This is a genomic window from Microbacterium cremeum (assembly GCF_015277855.1).
In the GTDB taxonomy this organism is placed as follows: domain Bacteria; phylum Actinomycetota; class Actinomycetes; order Actinomycetales; family Microbacteriaceae; genus Microbacterium; species Microbacterium cremeum.
Map to the genome: position 1 here is coordinate 1,556,860 of NZ_CP063812.1, position 16,412 is coordinate 1,573,271.

Here is a 16,412-nt window from a genome sequence, read left to right on the forward strand (position 1 = left end):
GAGCCAACTGGCTCCGGGTTGTGTGGACATTTCACGTGCTGCGGGGGAGGACACCGATGAGCGCCGATGACGCTTGGAATGACCTGAACGCAGCGTTGGAGCACTACGCCCCACCGTGCGCGGGCCACGCCACCTTCACCGCCGATTCTCGGACCGACGAGCAACGGGCCGAGTGCGCGTCAATCTGCGCGCGGTGCGCGGTCAGTGACCTCTGTAACCACTACGCCACCGCAGCCGCCGACTCGGGCTTCTGGGCAGGGGCCGAACGATCAGCGAAGCGCAGGCGCGCCAGGTCAACCACCGACGCCGGGGCGGTCACACCCGGCAACCATCAACAGAAGGAAGAACCATCATGAGCAAGTCAACCCCGCTGTCCGTACAGAACGCGTTCAACGACAAGCTGAAGAGCTCCCAGGAGCAGGCCGCAGCCGTCAGGGCGGCGCACGCCCAGGCTCGCCAGGCGATCAAGGACAACCCCCGGCTGTCCGCCGAGGCGAAGAAGGACGACCTCGCCGCCCTGTCCAAGGACACCCGCGCCAAGCTGGACGCCCTGAAGGACGAGCAAGAGTCGTTCGTGAAGGGACTGCGCGACAAGGTCGAGAAGGAGTTCCGGGGAAACCAGCCCGCCGACGCCGCCAGCATGGTGAGCCGGCGAGACGCCGCCGACCGCGCACGCAAGCTCGACGAGCGCGAGGCGATGGAAGTGCTGCAGGAGGCGATCGCGGGCAACGACCCGGACTTCGCCCACGCGATCGGCACCCGCTCCCGGAGCCACGGGTGGGTCGGCGTGGCTGAGGTCTACCAGGGAGCCTTCCCCGAGACTGCCGGTTCGGCGGAGGCGCTGGCCTACCTCGATGAGAACACGGGGGCCGGGTACAACCTGTTCAACAGTGCGACTTTCTCGGCACCGACCGACTGATCACAGACTGGGCGCGGGTTGGTGGACCTTTCACCGCGTCCTGCTGGGGTGCATCCCAGCGCCCGGAGGCCTCTCTCGCGCTGCGAGGGGGGTCTCCGGTGTATGTGGGCGGAAGCGCGGGGCTAGGCCGCGAGAAGGGCGCTCAGACGCGCTCGCCAGGACGGGCGCACCACGGCCACACGGCTAGCACGGACCATCGAACGCACTCAGCGTATTGCGCAGTACAGAGTGCAAGAAGTCAACAATTTGCTCACTAGGCCCCCAGTGAGCCATAGTTCACGGGTTAGAACATTTGTTCGATCTACCAAGGAGCCACCGTGAACGCCGCACTCCGCCGTCACATCGATGCCATACAGCAGCTCGCTCGCGACGAGTGGCCAGTCGACGAGTCCTCGGCCGAGAGCACCCCGGGGGACCGTCATGTGTCAGAAGCACCGGAGTCCATGCGATGACCACCATGATCGGGTACCTTCGGGTTTCTACCGAGGAGCAGGCGAGCAGCGGACTCGGTCTCGAAGCCCAGCGTGAGTCAATTCGGCGATATGCCGACGCGCATGGGTGGGACGTCATCTGGTACGAGGACGCGGGGCTCAGCGCCAAGTCGCTTGACCGCCCCCAGCTACAGGCCGCGCTCACAAGGCTCCACTCCAAGAAGCGTGATGCTGCCGGGATCGTGGTCGCCAAGCTCGACCGCCTGAGCCGCAGCGTCGTGGACTTCGCCTCGGTCCTTGAACTCGCCCGCGCGCAGGGGTGGGCGCTCGTCGCTATCGACCTCGGCGTGGACACATCAAGCCCGACCGGCGAGCTCGTCGCCAACCTCATGATGAGCGTGGCGCAGTGGGAGCGCCGGGTGATCGGGGAGCGCACATCCGCCGCCATGCAAGCAGCAAAGCGTCGAGGGCAGCGGTTTGGGTTTCCCTCCGCGCTACCGGAGACCACGGGGGAGCGTCTCCTGAAACTGCGCGCCACGCACACGCTCGCGTGCACGGCGACTCGGCTCAATGCCGAGGGGCTCACTACGGCAACCGGCGCATCTTGGACTGCGAACACCGTCGCGAAAGTGCAGAAGCGCATCAGCGCAGCGATGGAAGCGGTTGTCGAGGCATGACGCAACCACGACTTCACATCCGTACCATCAGCCTTCGGGATGCGAATGCTTTCATTGATCTAGTGCACCGTCACCACAAGCCGGTCGCAGGACACAAGTTCTCGCTTTCCGTCGTCGATGACGAGGGCCGAGTGCGGGGCGTTGCCACAGTCGGACGTCCGGTTGCGCGGCATCGGGATGACGGGGCCACAGTTGAGGTGACGCGAGTGGCCACGGATGGTTGCCCGAACGCGTGCTCGGCGCTTTACGGTGCTGCCTGGCGGGCGGCGAAGGCGCTCGGCTACGCGCGGCTTGGGACTTACACGCTCGTGTCCGAGCCGGGCATTAGCCTCCGTGCAGCTGGTTGGCAGCAAGTTCATGTCGTCCGTGGGCGCTCATGGTCCGCGCCCAGCCGACACCGCACGGACCAGCACCCGCTCGAAGACAAGATCCTCTGGGAGCCACGTCAGCCCTGATAGCGGTTTCCCTTCCGTCTATTACAGGAACGACAGAGCGTCTGTAGGTTCTCAAACGAGTCATCGCCGGTCCATGAGAACGGCACGATGTGATCTACCTCCAACTCGCACGGGCGGCATTCCTGGCCGCAGTGAGCGCACGTATATTCGTCGCGTCGGAAGACTGCGAGACGCTGGTGCAGATCAAACGTCGAACGCCGAGTAGTGACCATCAGGAATCTCGTCCACCTTGGGAGCGCGCGTCGCCATAGTCGGCGCCTTCGGCAACTTCGCGTCCTTGTCCGCCTGGAGCTTGAAGGCGACTCCGCGGGTGAGCGCCCACACCACCGCCGGTGTCACCAGGTCGCCTTGGTCAAACACGACGGCTAGTTGGTTCTTTCGCGACCCAGTGTCTTGCAAGAGTTCGCCCCGCGGGCCAACCAACGCCTCGGTAAGGCTGTCGAGTGCGCCGGCGACGCTGAACCCGAATAGGGCGGTCAGCTCCATGTCGGTCGTCTTGTAGACCTGTGCGCCCTGGTCCGCTTCCGGAACGCGCACAAGCCGAATCTCCGCGATGGACATGCCGCGATACCGTTCTGCCGGGTGAATTCCGACCCGCAGCCGTCCAACTAGTGCTTCGTACTCCGCGCCGGAGCCGTGACGGTCCCAGCCGCGGATCTCGCGCTCGCCGTTGGCCCACCGCACATCGGCAAAGGTGAGTTCGAGGCCGTCGCCTTCAAGCTTGTGGAAGATCGCCTCGCCCTCGTCCGCGACGCCGTTGGCCGTTCGACCGCGAATTCGCTCCTTCGACACGCCGATCGCGATCGAGTATGGCCCCATCGAGATTCGCCCGTGGCGTGCCGGGAGAGCGTGACCGCTGGTGACGAGAGGACGGGAAAGCTCTGCCGTCAGACGGTTGTCTAGGTGCGACCAGTCGGCAAAGTCGGGTCGTCGTTCAGCCCGGCCAACCGCCCACCGCTCCCGCCAGAAGGTACCGATGTCGGCTGCAGGGAGATCGAACGGCTCGTAGTCGTCCGTCTCGCCTCGCAGGTATTCATCCCAGCGGGATGCAGTTGGCGCAAGGAACACCTCACGGCGGATGTTGTGCTGCAGGCTCTCTTCCGGAATGTCGAGGGCCTTGAGCGCCGTGCGGATGACCCGGAACCGCCAGTTTGGACCGCTTCCGTACTTCGTTGACATGACCTTGGTGTCGGGGTCCTCGAAGCCGCCCAGCGCGAAGTCTCGCAGTTCGGCGAACAGCGCGTTGGAGAACTGGAAGTGTCCGTAACCGCGCGTGAATCCGACCGAGCGGAACATCGTCTGGCCTCGGTAGACGAGTCGGTTATAGATGGACGAGCGGCCTAGGGCTGAGGACGTCGTGATGAGCAGCGGTGTCGGATCCTTGACCTTGCCGCGAATCTCGGTGATGTTGCCCCGGTACTTCTGCGTGAGGAAGTCGCGCGTCTCGTTGGAGAGGCTGAGCAGGGCGACAAGCTTGCCCGCGATCAACTGTCGGTATGGCTCCACGGCACCGAGTACGAAGGCGTCGTAGACGCTGTATAGGCGCTCGTTACGCTGCTCCGTCGTCCAGCCGATCATCGCGTCGCGGGCTGACTGGGCAATCACTGGGTCGCCAAGGGCGAAGACAGCCATGAGCTTCCCGTTCTGGCGGTCGCGGACCAGAAAACGAGAGCGGCGGCCATACCCGGAAGACACTGGCACAGACCAGGTGAAGGTCGCGTACCTGAATAGGTCGGCGTCCTGCTGTGTGCGGACCGGAACCAGAACCGGGTCGATCGCGGCGGCATCGATGTCCTTGCCGTCGGCGAACTGGCGGAGCAGGCTCGCCTCGTGATCCCAGAGCCATGCGGCGTTGTCTTGCAGCATGGACAGGCGCTGGCCGCTGTGGGCTAGCCGCAACTGCTCCTTGGCAGCGACGGGGTCGAGTGCGCCGTTAGCGAGGTCCACACGTCCGCGGACGGTGGACAGTTCATCGAGCACCCGGTTGCGGAGTTCTCGGACATAGTGCGGGTCGTGGTCTGCAGACCAACGACCCGCCGGACGCTCATTGCTCTCGTCCGGCAGGTCGATGGTCACGTCAGTTGTCCTCGTCGGTCTCGTCGTAGCCGTTGTCGTGGTCGTACTCGTCGCGCGACTCCGCGCCCCCGCGGTTGAACATCGCCGGGTGCAGCTCGAACGCGTCCGCGAGCTTCCGCGACCATTCGCGACGCTCGGCCCGGTAGAAGCCCTTGGTGTCGGTAGGCGAGTCCAGTTCGCTCGTCGCGAGGATCCATAGCATCAGTTCGAGTCCGGCGCGCAGGTCGGCCTGGTCCGCAGCTGTCCGGCTGTACACCTCCCGATACCAGGGGTGTCCCGTGTTGATACGGAGGATGACCTGCGTACCTACCATGGTCGGAGTGTAGAAGGGGTCATCCGGCGTCTGCTCGATGAACTCGACCTTGTAAGGCTTCTCGCGGGCGACCTTCTCCTGCGCGGCGGCGACATCCTCCTCGGGCACACCTGTGTCCTTCGAGATATCCTCGACGCGCTTCTTGAAGTTCTTCTGCGCCTCCTCCTGCGTCTCCTTGCTGGCCTTGCGCGTACGGCGGTAATCGCGCTCCAGGGTCTTCGCGATGATCGACTCCGAAGGGCGCTCGCCGGCACCCTCCTCGGCCTTGGCGTCGTCCTCGACCTTGCGCCGCGTACGCTCGGCGGCGACATCGTCGACCAGCTTCTTGAATGCGCGAACCACACCGTGCTGCTCAAGCAGCTGGTTCATGCGCTCGGTGAAGATGATCGTCTGCTTGTCCGGCGTAACACCGAACAGGTCATCGAGTTCCGGCGGGAAGTCGATAGCGACTCCGACCTGGCGTGCGTACACACTCCAGTTGAGGATCGGCGGGCGGGCTAGCTCGATGAAGCGTCCGTGACGCGTCACGAAGAATCCGTTGAACTCCTTACGGATCTTCTGCCGCACCTTGGCCGGACGGCCTCGACCACCGCTCGACCACTCGGCGTTGTGGGCGTCCACTCCGATGTAGGAGAAGCGAACGGTGACGGTATGGCGGTTGCCGTCCTCGTCGGCCACCTCGAACTCGATAGGGCTCTGCGGCTCGGCCTTCGGATAGCCCTCGATTTCGTAGTAGCGGTGTCCCGGCGTCGTGAACAGGACGTCGACCGGTTCGACTTCCTCGCCGTTCACATACAGCTTGCAGACGTCGAGCCAGCCCGCATATGTGATACCCAGATGCTGACGGATGCCGTTCGTCGACTGCTGCTTGTTCGGCCAGGAGAGGCGGTCCAGCTTCGACCAGATGACGACGGTGCGCACCGTCTCAGCGCCACCGCGGAACGACTTGTTGATGTAGTCCGCGATCCACTTGGGGAGCGGCTCGTGGACAACCTCCGGCAGCTGCGCCGAGTTGCCCTGGAAGTTCAGGTTGTCCAGATCGACGGTGACGCGGGCGAACTCGGCGTCGTCCTCGGTGCGCGAGTAGACACTGAACTGGCGGCCGCGGTTGACGGACGCGCTCGGGAGTCCGAAGCCGAACCGGCCGAAGACGTTGCGCTGACCCTGATTGGATGACCCGCCCCACTTCGTGGCGTGGGGGAGGAACGACTCGTCGATGCCCGAAGCGTCGTCGATGAATGCGATTTCCGAGACCGCGTTACCCTCGGTCGCCTCGATGATGTGCACCTGGGACGCGCCAGCCTCGATGGCGTTGTCGATGATGTCGCCTGCGGCGTGTGCCTCGTCTTCGTAGCGAACCGAACGCATCGTCTGTGCGAGCATGCGCTCGTCAACGAGCCCCGACCCGGCGCCGTTCTTCGCGGCTTCGCGCTGACTGTCGAGCTGACGCTCCTTGACGTATGCACGCTGCCGCTTGAGGTGATCCTGGGCGGTGTTCTTGATGGTGGCCATGATGGCCCTCCTTACTTTTCGTTTGCACGGCGACGTTTGCGCCGTGTTTGGTCCGCAGGTGGCGGACCAAGCTTTAGAGGTTGCGCAGGGACTCCTGCAGGGAGGCGCGAGCGAGCGCGAGGTTGCGACGCACGGTGGACTCAGAGACGCCCAGCATCAGTGCTGCCTCCGGGTACGTCAGGTCGTACTCACCGCAGAGGGTGAAAGCCTGAGCCTGGGCGAACGGAAGACGACGGATGAGGTCGCGGATCTCCAGTTCGCCGATGGAAGGGCGCTCGTAGATACCGGACTGGTACAGCGTGTAGTTGTCCGAGTCCTCGGTCGTCATGCCTTCCGCGCGAGACTCGACACCGAAACGGAAGCTGGTCGCGTACGGCTCAGCGCCCTTGACCTTGTCGGCGATGTACCGCGGCCGACGGGTGTTGGCGATCGCCGCTGCGAAAATCGTGATTCCGTCACGCGGGGCGGTGCGCGAAGCAGCGAGCAGCACGTCTCCGGTGATTTCGTCGACGTCGTCGCGGGTGAGGTAGCGCGAAGTTGCGGTACGACGCACGGTGGCGTGGACGACACGCAGGTCGCGCTGTGAGAAGGGTTCGGTCATGGTCATGCTCCATCCTGAGATAAGGAGAGCTCCCCACGACCGTGAGGTCATGCGAACTGAGGCTGTAAGTACGGAGGGTATTTGGCAAGGCACATTTGGCCACACCAGGTCCGGAGCTCCCGTGTTCTTGAGTTAGTAAGTGAGAGCGTACATGCGGGGCCTGACTTCAGTCCAGCTTGACTCTCTACTTCCTCCCAGGCGACGGATCCGGCAGATCTGTTCACGCCTCGCCAAGAACTTCAACGCGGATGCCGAGCGCGCGCACAAGCGCCCGCCAGAGGGGAAGCAGGCTTCGCGCCCACTAGGGACCCTGTGAGCGCGCTCTCCGATGTCCATCGGGCGGTGCGGAAGCGCGACACCACAGCAGGCCGCGCAACAACACCGGCGCTTCCACGGATGAACGATCGGTGCCCCCGGAGGGATTCGAACCCCCGACCCTCTCCTTAGGACGGAGTGGCTCTTCCACTGAGCTACGGAGGCCAGCGGTCCCAATCCTACCTGTGGGTGTTCGCTTCGATGAATGCCACGAGGGACGCCCGCGAGATGTACTTGCCCGAGCCAACTTCGGTGTATTCGATGCCGCCGTCCTTCATCAGCGCGTGCAACGTCCCGTACGAGATGCCGAGTTCGGCTGCCGCATCTTTCAGCTTGAGCAACATCGGGCCGGAGGGGGCTACCGTCGCAGGTCCGGATCCGATGGACTCGGATTCTGACTCGATCACGTCGACCTCAGTGGCTTTCCGCTCCCAGTGCCCCGCATACGCCCACGTGGTCTTCAGCTCGTCCTTGACCTTCTGCGCGGCGGCTTCCTCGTCGGTGGCCCGCACCCATAGCTCGGCCACTTCGACTTTCGTCACCACGACCTTGAATCGCACGGTGCCTCCTGTGCCACCGCCCCGGCTAAACGGAAGTGGGCCCCGGGTTGCCCCCAGGGCCCGAGCAGCTCCGTCCTAACTGGATCGTACGCCGCGGGCCTCACGACCTCCACTCGATGCGGATCAGGTCGGGATCAAAGGGCTTGCCGCTGCCTGACGGGTCGATGATGACCTGCGCCAGCGCGTCGATGATGGCTCGCTGACTGTCAATGTGTAGCCCGGCCCACGTCTGCCGAGCCAGTGGCCCCACCGCGTCCACCGGCACCCGAGCAGGCATCGACTCAGCCACGGTGCGCTCATGCGCTGCACGGTCAGCCCGCAGCCGCTCAGTGATGCGGCGTAGCTGGTCGCCGGTGAGCACGCCGTCCGCGAACTGATCGGCTGCAGTCGCGAGGCGGGCATCAATCACGTCCATAGCGTCCCGCGCCTGCTGGGCAGCACCCGCGTCACCCCGGCTGAACAACTGCGCGGCGTCGGGCCGCTCAAGGCGGCTCAGGATGACCTCCGTCACGAGCTCGTCCACATCAGCTTGCTTGCGGCGCACGCGGTGACACTCGCTACACACGTAGCTCGCCGGCTGACGCTTGGCTCCGCCTGACTTGGTCGTCGTCATCCGGCCAGGGGCGCGGACCATCCTGCCGCCGCAGGGCACCAGCTCGCCAGCCTCATCCAGCGTGCCGTCACACCGGCCACACACGGCCAGCCCCGACAGCAGGTGAACCGGAGTGCGCCCGCCTGTGCCCTGCGCTCGGGTCGGGTCCGTGAGCAGCGCCTCAAGCCGTGTGTGCGTGTCCTCGTCGAGGATTGCCGGGTGTAGCTCGGGGTTGAACTTGCCGACCACGTTCCCTCGGTGCGTGCGGAGGCCAGCAAGCGACGGGCGGCGGATGAGCTGCCGCAGCGTGATGCCCTGCCAGGGTGCACCAGCAGGCGACGGCACACCGCGCGCGTTGAAGTCAGTGGCGATGCCCCGCAGCGACTCCCCAGCCAGCACCCGGCGCGCAGCCTCGCGGATGACGGCTGCCTCAGCCTCGACTACGACGTCGCACCTGTCCTCGCGGCGGTAGCCGTAACCGGGGCGCGTGGTGGGCAGCCCGTCCGCTGCACGTGCATCTGATGCGGCCCGCTGGCGACGCGCCTTGCGCTTGGACTCAATGCGGCCCATAGCCGCCCGGACGGTTGACATGAACTCGCCCGAGTCGGTGGCCGGATCCACGTACCCGTCACGCGCCGTGTCCCACACCACACCGGCTACCTCGCACGCGGCATGCAGCTCTAGCTTCTCCTCAACGTTGCGCGCCAGGCGTTCTTCCTCGGTGGCCACGATGACGGCGAACGCGCCCGTCTCAGCGTCGGCAAGCATGCGCTCAAAGTCCGGGCGCTCCTTGTGGCCCAGGGCGCTGATGCCGTCATCGGTGTAGCGCGCGACGATTGTGTAGCCGCGCGCTGCGGCGTGGCGTTCGTTCTGCACGTGCTGGTCGGCCACCTTGTCGCGGGTGGCGACCTTCTCGCTGATGCGTGCGTAGCTCGCTGCGGGGATGAGCTTCATAGGAAAAGGTTACTACCCAATCTTGTGTCCGCTGGTCTTCCTGATCCTGCCGCTGAGCGTCCTGTTCGCGGTCTTCCCGGGAATCTTCATGCTCCGCCTCGGGCTGGGCTGAACGTCGAAAGGAGAAACATGTCCACCATGCGCATCCGGAGCATCCTCCGCAGGCTCCGCGGCTCCGCCGCCGACCTCGCCGCCGACGAGCGCGGCGACGTCCCGGGGTGGGTGCTCATCACTCTCATGACCGCCGGGCTCGTCGTCGTGATCTGGGCGCTCGCCGGTCCGGCGCTCGCCAGCCTCTTCGAGCAGGCGATCCAGCGGGTCTCCGGTTTCTGACGACGTGCGCGGCATCCGGGCTCGTCTGAAGGCGGCGCTCCACGACGACGAAGGCTCGAGTCCTGTCGAGTTCGTGCTCGTCGGGACGCTGCTCACGCTGCTCACCCTCGGCGTGCTGCAGTTCGGGCTCGCGGTGTACGTGCGCAACGTGGTGCACGACGCCGCCGTCGAAGGCGCGTACCACGCGGCGCTCGCCGACACATCGCTCGAGGACGGCGCCCGCCGCACGCGCGACATCGTGTCGCGTACCGTCGGCTCGTCGTACGCCGCCGATGTCGCGGCGATCGAGACGACCGACCTGGGCCACGCCGCGGTCGAAGTGCGCGTGGTGGCGACGCTGCCGCTGGTGGGGCTCCTCGGCGCTCCCCGCACGATGGAGGTGACGGCGCATGCGCCGGTCGAGTCGTTCGACTGATCCCGGGGCGACGCGCGCAGCGCGTCCTGCCACGCCGAACCCCGGCAACGGCGCAGATGACGACGCCGATCACGACGCCGAGCGCGGCTCGGCGGCGCTCGAATTCATCCTCGTCGGCCTGTTGATGCTCGTGCCCCTGGTGTACCTCATCGTCTCCCTCGCGTTGATCCAGGAGCAGTCGCTCGGCGCCGAGGCGGCGGCGCGGCACGTCGCCCGGGCGATGTCGACGGCGACCGGAGCCGACGACGCGCGTCAGCGAGCCGACCGCGTGCTGGCGTCGGTCACCGAGCAGTACGGGCTCGACGACGTCGACATCGCCATCGAGTGCTCACCGTCCGGCGCCCGGTGCCCGGCTGCAGGCGCCACGCTCGCGGTGACCGTCGCCACCCGTGTCACGCTGCCCCTCGTTCCGCCCGTGCTCGGCCTCGACGAGCTCGCGGCGATCCCGGTCGAGGCCACCGCCGCGCACAAGGTGTCGAGATTCTGGGGGTCCCGGTGATCCGCTCTCCGAGTCCCCGCACACGTGGCGAAGCCGACGACGAGGGCAGCGTTCTCATCCTCACGCTCGGCTATGCCGTGCTGGCGCTGATGGCGGTGCTCATCTGCACCGCCGCGACGAGCCTCTACCTGACGCAGAAGCGTCTGGACGCCGTGGCGGACGCCGCCGCGCTCGCCGCGGCGGACGGCTTCGAGCTGACGATCGCGGACGGGGAGCCCGTCGCCTCGCTGCGCGATGCGGAGGTGCGCGCGCAGGCCGAGCTCATGGTCGCCCAGATCGGCGGGGGAGCGACCCTGGTCTCGGCCGAGACGCCCGACGGTGTCTCGGCGCGCGTCACCGTCGCCGGGGCGTGGCATCCGCCGGTCGTGACCTTCTTCGTGCCCGACGGGCTCGCTCTGGAGGCGACGGCGACCAGCCGCACGGCGTTGCGCTAGCTACACGGGTCACGCGCGGACGAGCCCGCCCGCGCGCAGGGCGAGCGCGACGGCCTCGACGCGCGAGTGCACGCCGAGCTTGCCGAGCAGGTTCTGCATGTGCGCGCCGACCGTCTTGATGCTGATGCCCAGGGCAGCCGCCACCTGCTTCTGCGAAAGTCCGTCCGTCGTCAGCGCCAGCACCTCGCGCTCGCGCTGCGTCAGGGCCGCGAGGCGGCGCAGATCGGCCGTGGCGCTGCGGGCCGGCATGGTGCGTTCCACCAGCCGACGCACGCGCGTGATCGCGCAGTGCCGCCGAGGCATCCGTCACCAGCTCCTGATCCCAGCGCGTGGCAGCGCCTCACGGCGGCCGTGGACGTTCGCGTCCGCGGCCGCCCCCATGCGCCGAGGGCGACGGATGCCGCTACCAGCCGTGCACGTTGAACCACTCGCCGCGGCGCCGGCGGATCAGACCCCGCCACCACCCTGCAACCCGTCGGGGTGGGACGCCCGTGCTGTCACGTGGACTGGCGGACGTGGATCGTCGGAGTGAGCTGGATCCGCTCCGCCGGAGCTTGCTCGCGCTGCTCGAGGCGCATGAGGCACGCCTCCAGAGCACGTCGACCCACGGCGAGCTTGGGCGGTGCGACCGCAGTCAGCGGGACAGTCGCGAAGGATGCGATCTCGTCGTCGTAGGCGACGAGGGCGAAGTCCTCCGGGACGCGCATCCCACGCCCCTCCACGATCCCCAGAAGGCCCACGGCGAGATCGTCGGGCAGCACCACCGCCGCGCGGACGCCTGACGCGACGCAGTCGTCGAGGAAGGCGCGCAGCACATCCGATGTCGAGCCGTCGCCCCAGGTCGGCGACGGTGCGGTGGCGACGGGCGCGTCGACCATGCCGTGTCGGCGACAGGCGCGGAGGTGTCCCTGAGCGACCCAGGGCGCGGTCGCCGTCTCGCGCATCAGAAGACCGACGCCCCGGTGCCCGCGCGCGGCGAGGTGATCCACCGCGAGCTCCGCGCCGAACGCGTGATCCGAGCGCACCGAGTCGACGCGCAGCGTGGTCGGGGCGCCGTCGGCGGAGCGCTCGACGAGAACCACCGGAGTGCGGATGCCGCCGATCGCCTGCCACGTGGCCTCATCGTCGAGCCCCGGTCGCGCCGTCACCAGCATGATGGCGTCCACGCCCCCGGCATCCAGCCGAGCCAGCTGGTGGTGTTCCTCTCGCGGGTCGTAGTTCGTCGTGCCGAGCACGATCCGGATGCCGACGCCCCGTGCCGCTTCGCCGACACCGCGGATCACGGGCGGGAAGTAGTAGGCGGCGTCCGGCACGATGAGCCCGATCGTGGCGACCGGCCGCGACGACGTCCCGATGCCGCGCGCCCCGGCGGCCGGAGCGTCCGCGGTCTCGGGCAGCACCGCACCGCCGTGCACGCGGCGGATCAGACCCCGTTCGGCGAGCACCGCGAGATCCCGCCGGATCGTCATGCCGCTGAGCTCGGTGCGGCGCGCGAAGTCGGCGACCTCGATCCGGCCGCGCAGCACGATCTCGCGCAAGATGCGCTCGCGGCGCTGCTCGGCGATCATCCGCTCACCCTAATGTCTCATTCTCACGGACCCCCCGGCCAGCACCCCCATGGGCGGCCCGGCGGCGGGGGCGGCGCACGCGCGCCGCCCCCCGCCGCCGACGCCTGGATCAGCGGCAGACGATCCCGGCGTACGGCACCGCAGAGGTGGTGCGCGCGCCGTCACCGGCGGTCGCGACCACCGTCACCTCCCCGTCCTCGAGCACGTCGACGACCTTGAAGGAGGATCGCGTGTCCTTACGAGGGTCGAGGTTGACCTTCACATCCTCGCCGAGCGCGGAGTCGACCGCGACGGCGATGCGGGCGTCGTGCTCGTTCGTCACGGTGACGTGCACCCAGGCGTTCGGTCCGCGGCACTCGGTGAGCACACCGACCCCGGTGGGCACCGCGCTTCCCGCCAGCTCGATCGCGAACAGGCTCAGTCCCTCGCCGGTGACCGGGCTGCCCTCGGGCAGGGTGACGCTCGCGACCGGCTTGCCCGACAGAGGGATCCGCTGCGCGAAGACCGACGCCGGCGCCGTCACGGTCGAGATCGTCCCGCCGAGATATGGCCGCGAGCGCTGCAGGTGCGATACCGCGCTGCCGATCAGCGCCGTGTCGGCGGCATCCGTCGACGCGTCGCCCCAGAGGGGAAGCGCGATGCGCACCTGCTGGCTCGTTCCGTCCTGGTAGTGCACCGTCGCGGTGCCCGATGTCGCGGTGCCCGCCGAGAAGCCGGCCACGATGAGCTCTTCGCCCTCACCCTCGAGAGCCACCTGCTGCCCGGCCACCTTGATCGCGTCGGGGGTGCCGACCGCAGTCGGATGCCAGTCGATCTCGGTGCCGAACGCCGTCGCCGTCTCTCCGACGGCGAGTCCGGCACTCGCCAGCGCTTCGGCGGAGAACACCCGGAAGTCGGACGTCACCGCACCGTTGCGCGGGTTCGCCGTCGAGGCGACCGCCGTCTGGTTCACCAGCGCGCCGAAGGGGAGCGGGCCGGCATCGACGCCACCGCCCTGGTAGGCGCCGATGTTGGGCGTCGTGGGAATCGGGTTGCCGAAGAAGTCGCGAGCACCGGCATCCGCGATCGGCGTGCCCGCGCCCAGCAGCGGCGAGCCGACGGCCAACCGGTACCCGGGAAGCGCCCGCGTGAGCTGCCCGCTCCCTGCGGCGATGAGCTTCGGGTCGCCGACGATGGCGCCGGTCTCGATCGTGGGTGGCTCAATGCCGCCGAAGTACGCATTGTTCGCGTACACCGCGTTCGTCGTCTTGAGCGTGCCGCCCGGCGCGATGATGATGTTGTTCTTCACCTCACGCGGTGCGGTCATGTCGTCTTCGAACGGGCGGTTCAGGCATGAGAACGTGTTGTTGTAGATCAGGTGCTTGCCAGGTCCGCCGCTGGCTCCGGCCAGACGGCAGTCGTCCTGCGAGACGTTGTAGCGCAGGATCGCGGTCGCCGTTGTCGAGGCCGTGCCGCAACCCGAGATGCAGTCCAGATAGAAACCGCCGGCGTTGCCGTACGAGTAGTTGTACTGGAAGGTGCAGCTGCCTTTGGTCTTCATGTCACAGTCCCACGCTGTCGAGTCGTAGGTCGAGGCGACGCTGTTGCCCACTACGTTGTACTGGAACAGCGGCTCCGCCGAGTTGTACGGCCACATCCCTGCGAAGTTCCCCTTGAGGAACGGATACGCGCCGTGTCCGAGGTCGATGGCCGAGTTGTACTCGATGACCGGCTGATCGGAGTTGTGGATGACGATGCCGTCGCCACCGACCGCGCGGATGTCGTTGCGCGCGACGTAGACGCGCTCGTTGTAGTGCCGTGTGGTGTCGGGTGCAGACAGCTTGATGCCGCCGCCCGCCGTGTCGTTCACGACGTTGTCGGTCACCGTGATGCCGTCGAACCAGCCGATGCCGTCGCCGAGGACCGAGATGCCGGCCGACCGCGAGAAGGCGTTGCCGAGCGAGGTCTTGTCTGACCATCCGGCGACGTGCTCGACATGGTTTCGCGTGAGCACGACGCCGCTGCGCTTGGTGCCGTCGTTGATCTCGTAAAGGATGCCGACACGGCGCTGGTCGGGTGTGCCCGGGTTGATGACGTGCATACCGTCGATGGTCCAGTTGCTCACATTGAGCAGACGGATGCCGGCGAGTGCGCCGCCGCCGTTGATCGTCGCGGGTGCGTCGCCCTCACCGTAGGGGGAGACCGTGATCGGGGCGGTGGCGAGACCCGATCCGGTGGGGGCGAACGTGCCCACGCACTCGGCTCCGCGCTTGAAGCGCACCGACTGTCCCGGCTGGAACGGCTGGACGGCCGCGAGCTGCCCGAGCGAGTCGAACGGCGACGCTGCGGATCCGTCGCCGGCGCCCGCCGCCGCGCAATCCACGAAGTAGACGGTGTCGGATACTGCCACGACGTGCGCGGCGAGCCGCCCTTCGGCGGTCGCACCGAAGAGCGACTCCGCCCGCGCGGTGATCAGGTGCTCCCCGGCTGCGGTATCCGCGGGGACGACGAACGACGCCCGTGCACGCCCGCTGTCGTCGGAGTTGACGACCACCTCCGTGCCGGCGAATCCGACCGTCACGGGCACCTGCGGACTGGCGCCTTCGATCGTGACATCGACAGGGGAGCCGACGGCCAGCAGCGACACGTCGACGTCGTTCGGGGTGATCGTCAGCGGCTGGGCGAGGTACTCGTCGGTGCAGTTGATGCGGAGGTCCGCCCAGTCCGCATGGTCGTTCCCGTTGCCCTCCGGACCCGCTTCGACGATGAGCTCGACGACGCCGGCGCCGCGCAGGTCGAGGTTGAGCCGGCCGGCGGGGTCGATGCCGGTGCGCGCCAGGCGGAACCTCTCTGCGCCGTCCACGTTGACCACGAAGTCGACGCGCCCCTTGCCGGCCTGACTGTCGTCGATGCCGACGTAGCCGAGCAGCTGCGTGCACTGCTGAGCGACGTCGTAGACGATTCGTGCGGGGGCGTGGGTACCGAGGCCCTTCGGGTACTCGACGCCGCGGATGGACTGGATCGTGCGGCTGGTGTCGGGTATCCCGCGGGCACCGTTGTTGTAGTCGCGCTCGACAGGCCCCCAGCCGTTCTCAGCCGAGACCCAGTCCAGATCGCTCGCGAAGTGGACCGAGCCGGCGAGGCCGTCCGTGGCCGTCGCGGCGGCGGGCATACCGGTCAGGCAGAGCGCGCCGACTGCCGCCGCGACGAGCACCTTCATCCGATTCCTGGGCAAAGGGATTCCTCCTCGAATCTCGTGTCCGCCACCTGGACGGTGCGGACCCACGTCATCGTTCCAGGCCTCGCGTGTTCGGTCGATCGAACTGAACACAAGTGAACATGCAGACCGGCTCGACGGATGCCGCTACCAGCCGTGCACGTTGAACCACTCGCCGCGGCGCCGGGCCTCGGCATCCGTCTCGGTCACATCCGTCGTATCGTGCTCGACGAGCGCGCCGGCATCGTCGAGGGGGATGAATCGCAGGCACACAGGGCAGAGCGCCCGGCCTCCGGGGTACCCGTCGGCGAGCGGCTCCGCCGGCGCACCGGGCTCGCCCGAACCGGCACACCGTGGGGCGTCGGCACCGGAATCCGTCCACATGATCGTGCGGTGCCGGTGCAGGCCGGGATGGCCGAGCGGCCGCGTGCAGCGGCGACCCGCGCTGCGGCTGCGGCTGCGGCAGAAGCGCACCACGCCCGAGCCCGCACCGTCCATGCCGACGAACCTAGCGCGCGTGCACGATCGAGGGGCGTGCCGCCCGCGCAGACGGCGGTGGGCC

General features: G+C 67.6%; 18 protein-coding genes and 1 tRNA gene. 8 read left to right on the forward strand and 11 right to left on the reverse strand.

The features are described from left to right. The first annotated feature begins 56 nt into the window (after positions 1–56). The 4 genes from IM778_RS18015 to IM778_RS17980 all read left to right on the forward strand — a co-directional run bounded on the left by IM778_RS18015 (position 57) and on the right by IM778_RS17980 (position 2,482). Positions 57–356: a WhiB family transcriptional regulator gene (locus tag IM778_RS18015; protein ID WP_475587846.1), complete on the forward strand. Its 300-nt coding sequence runs from the start codon at positions 57–59 to the stop codon at positions 354–356. After that, complete coding sequence (locus IM778_RS06905) at positions 353–919, forward strand: hypothetical protein (protein ID WP_194411293.1); 567 nt, start codon at positions 353–355, stop codon at positions 917–919. The genes IM778_RS18015 and IM778_RS06905 overlap by 4 nt, the downstream gene beginning before the upstream one ends. Positions 920–1,367: 448 nt before the next feature. Continuing rightward, positions 1,368–2,027 (forward strand): recombinase family protein, encoded by a 660-nt coding sequence (locus tag IM778_RS06910; protein ID WP_194411294.1) that lies wholly within the window; start codon positions 1,368–1,370, stop codon positions 2,025–2,027. Continuing rightward, entirely contained in the window at positions 2,024–2,482 is a 459-nt protein-coding gene (locus tag IM778_RS17980; RefSeq protein ID WP_420488845.1) for an XF1762 family protein, read from the forward strand. The genes IM778_RS06910 and IM778_RS17980 overlap by 4 nt, the downstream gene beginning before the upstream one ends. Here IM778_RS17980 and IM778_RS06915 read toward each other — a convergent pair. The 7 genes from IM778_RS06915 to IM778_RS06945 all read right to left on the reverse strand — a co-directional run bounded on the left by IM778_RS06915 (position 2,473) and on the right by IM778_RS06945 (position 9,405). After that, a complete protein-coding gene (locus IM778_RS06915; protein WP_194411295.1) occupies positions 2,473–2,694 on the reverse strand; it encodes an HNH endonuclease in 222 nt (73 codons plus the stop codon). The genes IM778_RS17980 and IM778_RS06915 overlap by 10 nt on opposite strands. Then, positions 2,666–4,558 (reverse strand): Druantia anti-phage system protein DruA, encoded by a 1,893-nt coding sequence (locus tag IM778_RS06920; RefSeq protein ID WP_194411296.1) that lies wholly within the window; start codon positions 4,556–4,558, stop codon positions 2,666–2,668. Before IM778_RS06920 ends, IM778_RS06915 begins: the two co-directional genes overlap by 29 nt. 1 nt (position 4,559) lies before the next feature. Then, positions 4,560–6,383 (reverse strand): ATP-binding protein, encoded by a 1,824-nt coding sequence (locus IM778_RS06925; RefSeq protein WP_194411297.1) that lies wholly within the window; start codon positions 6,381–6,383, stop codon positions 4,560–4,562. Positions 6,384–6,456: 73 nt separating this feature from the next. Further along, on the reverse strand, positions 6,457–6,990 hold the full coding sequence (locus IM778_RS06930; protein ID WP_194411298.1) for a sigma factor-like helix-turn-helix DNA-binding protein: 534 nt from the start codon (positions 6,988–6,990) through the stop codon (positions 6,457–6,459). A 402-nt stretch (positions 6,991–7,392) separates the two neighbouring features. Beyond that, positions 7,393–7,464 (reverse strand) — tRNA-Arg (locus IM778_RS06935). Between the two features lie 14 nt (positions 7,465–7,478). Next, the gene (locus IM778_RS06940; RefSeq protein WP_194411299.1) at positions 7,479–7,859 is read right to left on the reverse strand and encodes a helix-turn-helix domain-containing protein; all 381 of its coding nucleotides are present in this window, start codon (positions 7,857–7,859) and stop codon (positions 7,479–7,481) included. 100 nt (positions 7,860–7,959) lie between these two features. After that, a complete protein-coding gene (locus IM778_RS06945; protein WP_194411300.1) occupies positions 7,960–9,405 on the reverse strand; it encodes a recombinase family protein in 1,446 nt (481 codons plus the stop codon). Between the two features lie 138 nt (positions 9,406–9,543). Between IM778_RS06945 and IM778_RS06950 the strand changes: the two genes are divergently transcribed. From IM778_RS06950 to IM778_RS06965, 4 genes are read left to right on the forward strand one after another with little or no spacing between them, the layout of a single operon-like run. Continuing rightward, positions 9,544–9,738, forward strand: coding sequence for a hypothetical protein (locus tag IM778_RS06950; RefSeq protein ID WP_194411763.1), 195 nt, complete (start codon positions 9,544–9,546; stop codon positions 9,736–9,738). A gap of 4 nt (positions 9,739–9,742) precedes the next feature. Further along, a complete protein-coding gene (locus tag IM778_RS06955) occupies positions 9,743–10,153 on the forward strand; it encodes a TadE/TadG family type IV pilus assembly protein (protein WP_228484794.1) in 411 nt (136 codons plus the stop codon). Further along, on the forward strand, positions 10,128–10,652 hold the full coding sequence (locus IM778_RS06960; protein ID WP_194411301.1) for a TadE/TadG family type IV pilus assembly protein: 525 nt from the start codon (positions 10,128–10,130) through the stop codon (positions 10,650–10,652). The genes IM778_RS06955 and IM778_RS06960 overlap by 26 nt, the downstream gene beginning before the upstream one ends. Further along, positions 10,649–11,086: a pilus assembly protein TadG-related protein gene (locus IM778_RS06965; RefSeq protein WP_337905424.1), complete on the forward strand. Its 438-nt coding sequence runs from the start codon at positions 10,649–10,651 to the stop codon at positions 11,084–11,086. The genes IM778_RS06960 and IM778_RS06965 overlap by 4 nt, the downstream gene beginning before the upstream one ends. A 9-nt stretch (positions 11,087–11,095) precedes the next feature. Here IM778_RS06965 and IM778_RS06970 read toward each other — a convergent pair whose 3' ends face one another. The 4 genes from IM778_RS06970 to IM778_RS06985 all read right to left on the reverse strand — a co-directional run bounded on the left by IM778_RS06970 (position 11,096) and on the right by IM778_RS06985 (position 16,348). After that, positions 11,096–11,335, reverse strand: coding sequence for a response regulator transcription factor (locus tag IM778_RS06970; protein WP_228484795.1), 240 nt, complete (start codon positions 11,333–11,335; stop codon positions 11,096–11,098). 248 nt (positions 11,336–11,583) lie between these two features. Further along, positions 11,584–12,654: a substrate-binding domain-containing protein gene (locus IM778_RS06975; RefSeq protein WP_194411303.1), complete on the reverse strand. Its 1,071-nt coding sequence runs from the start codon at positions 12,652–12,654 to the stop codon at positions 11,584–11,586. Positions 12,655–12,763: 109 nt separating this feature from the next. After that, complete coding sequence (locus IM778_RS06980) at positions 12,764–15,853, reverse strand: NPCBM/NEW2 domain-containing protein (RefSeq protein WP_194411304.1); 3,090 nt, start codon at positions 15,851–15,853, stop codon at positions 12,764–12,766. A gap of 144 nt (positions 15,854–15,997) precedes the next feature. Further along, the gene (locus tag IM778_RS06985) at positions 15,998–16,348 is read right to left on the reverse strand and encodes a hypothetical protein (protein ID WP_194411305.1); all 351 of its coding nucleotides are present in this window, start codon (positions 16,346–16,348) and stop codon (positions 15,998–16,000) included. Positions 16,349–16,412: the final 64 nt, after the last annotated feature.